Source organism: Trueperaceae bacterium (assembly GCA_036381035.1).
Lineage (GTDB): Bacteria > Deinococcota > Deinococci > Deinococcales > Trueperaceae > DASRWD01.
Window position 1 is genome coordinate 1 of the sequence record DASVDQ010000054.1, and the last position, 2,731, is coordinate 2,731.

Sequence of the window (2,731 nt, forward strand, 5' to 3'; positions counted from 1 at the left end):
CCATCGGGCACGTACGAGATCACCGCGACTGCCGGCGAGGCGGTGCGCGCCTTCGTGCCCGCGCCGGCCCAGCACGTGGCGCCGCGCATGGCGGTGCTGGATGCTCCCGGTCGGAATGAGATGCACGAGGTTTCCTATGGCGAGGGGTAGGCAGAACGCCACGGCGACGACGACGAACGGCGCCACGGTCGGCTACGAAGCCGAACTGTGGCGCATGGCCGACGCGCTGCGGGGCGCGATGGACGCGGCCGAGTACAAGCACGTCGTCCTGGGGCTCATCTTCCTGAAGTACATCTCGGACGCCTTCGAGGAGCAGCACGCGAAGCTCGACGCCGAACGCGCGCAGGGCGCGGACCCCGAGGACCCGGATGAGTACCGGGCCGTGAACGTGTTCTGGGTGCCGCCGGAAGCGCGCTGGGCCTACCTGAAGGGCCAGGCCCGGCAACCCACCATCGGCCGGCTCGTCGACGATGCCATGGCCGCGATCGAGCGCGACAACGCGGCGTTGAAGAACGTGCTGCCCAAGGACTACGCCCGCCCGGCGCTCGACAAGCGGCGTCTCGGCCAGCTCATCGACATGGTCAGCAACCTCACCGTCGGCGATGAGGACGCCCGCGCCCGGGACGTGCTGGGGCGCGTGTACGAGTACTTCCTCTCCCAGTTCGCCAGCGCCGAGGGGAAGAAGGGCGGCGAGTTCTACACGCCACGCTGCATCGTCAAGCTCCTGGTCGAGATGCTCGAACCCTACCGCGGGCGCGTCTACGACCCCTGCTGCGGCTCCTCGGGAATGTTCGTGCAGTCGATGGAGTTCATCCGCGCGCACGCCACTGGGAACGGCAACGGCGGCAAGGCGAAGGCGGACATCTCCATCTACGGGCAGGAATCCAACTACACCACCTGGCGGCTCGCCAAGATGAACCTGGCGATCCGGGGCATCGACGGCCAGATCGCGCACGGCGATACCTTCCACGACGACCGCTTCCCCGACCTCAAGGCCGACTTCATCCTCGCCAATCCGCCGTTCAACGTCTCGGATTGGGGCGGCGAGCGGTTGCGCGACGACAAGCGGTGGAAGTACGGCGTGCCGCCGGCCGGCAACGCCAACTTCGCCTGGGTCCAGCACATCGTGCACCACCTCGCGCCCGCCGGCGTCGCTGGCTTCGTGCTCGCGAACGGCTCGATGTCCTCCAACCAGTCGGGCGAGGGCGAGATCCGCAAGAACCTGATCGAGGCCGACCTCGTGGACTGCATGGTCGCGCTGCCGGGGCAGCTCTTCTACTCGACACAGATCCCGGCGTGCCTGTGGTTCCTCGCGCGCGACCGCCAGAACGGCAAGTTCCGCGACCGGCGCGGCGAGATCCTCTTCATCGACGCCCGCAAGCTCGGTCGCATGGTCGACCGCACGCACCGCGAGCTGACCGACGAGGACATCGCCCGCATCGCCGACACGTACCACGCCTGGCGCGGCGAGAAGGAGGCCGGCGAGTACGCCGACGTGCCGGGCTTCTGCAAGAGCGCCACGCTCGACGAGGTGCGCAAACACGGCCACGTGCTCACGCCGGGCCGCTACGTCGGCGTCGAAAAGACCGAAGATGACGGCGAGCCGTTCGAGGAGAAGATGAAGCGGCTCGTCGCCACGCTGCGGGAGCAGCAGACCGAGGCGGCCAGGCTGGACGCCGCGATCGCCGCGAACCTCGAGGAGCTGGGGTTCCGGGACCTGTCCGCGCTCGAGCGTTGATCATGGGGCGCACTGCGTCCTCATGATAAACACCGCGTTTATCATGGAGGAGCCGCCGAGCGTGTGATGAACGCAGAGCCAAATATGGCGGCCCGAGCCGGGCGGTACGTTCGCCAGCCGGCGGGCTACCGTGCATTTCTCCCGGCGCCATTGCCGCCCGAGCCGCCCGTCGACCTGGGGGGCGAGCTGCGCGAGATCCTGTCCGAGGCGGACTACGCCCTCGGCCGGCTGGATGGCGCGGTGCTCACGCTGCCGAGCCCCGACCTCTTCGTCTTCATGTACGTGCGCAAGGAAGCGGTGCTGTCCAGTCAGATCGGGGGGACGCAGAGTTCGCTCCAGAACGTGCTGGCCGCCGAGGCGCGGCTCAACGACCCCGGTGCCCCGGCGGACGTGCAGGAGGTGATCAACTACGTGCGGGCGATGAACCACGGGCTGGCCCGCCTGGCCGAGCTCCCCGTGTCCGTGCGGTTGATCCGCGAGATCCACAGGGAGCTGATGCGGGGCGTTCGGGGCGGACGTCTGGCTCCGGGAGAGCTGCGGACGACCCAGAACTGGATCGGCCCGGGCGGCTGCACGCTCGGCGAGGCCACCTTCGTCCCGCCTCCGCCCGACGAAGTCCCTGGCACGTTGGCCGACCTGGAGCGTTTCCTCCACGCGAGGGACGGGCTCCCCTCACTCGTGCGCGTCGGGCTCGCCCATGCGCAGTTCGAGACGATCCATCCTTTCCTGGACGGCAACGGACGGATCGGCCGGCTCCTGATCACCTTCCTGCTCACGGAGCAGAAGCTCCTCGCACGCCCGGTGCTCTATCTCTCGCACTATTTCAAGCGCCGGCGCGCCGAGTACTACGACCGCCTCCAGGCGGTGCGCGACGCCGGTGACTGGGAGGGCTGGCTCGCGTTCTTCCTGCGCGGGGTGGCGGAGGTCAGCCGCGAGGCGGCGCAGACGGCTGCCGCGATCCTGCGGGTGCGGGAGGATTGCCGGGCACGCATC

Annotated in this window: 2 protein-coding genes; both read left to right on the forward strand. The window is 68.9% G+C overall.

From position 1 onward, the window contains the following. The first annotated feature begins 136 nt into the window (after positions 1–136). Complete coding sequence (locus tag VF202_07170; GenBank protein ID HEX7039871.1) at positions 137–1,738, forward strand: class I SAM-dependent DNA methyltransferase; 1,602 nt, start codon at positions 137–139, stop codon at positions 1,736–1,738. Positions 1,739–1,804: 66 nt separating this feature from the next. Next, the coding region (locus tag VF202_07175) for a Fic family protein (protein HEX7039872.1) at positions 1,805–2,731 on the forward strand (927 nt) is incomplete at its 3' end.

Bases quoted from the DNA above. Each gene is read 5' to 3' on its own strand.
- VF202_07170 (HEX7039871.1), top strand. From the start codon at position 137: ATGGCGAGGGGTAGGCAGAACGCCACGGCGACGACGACGAACGGCGCC.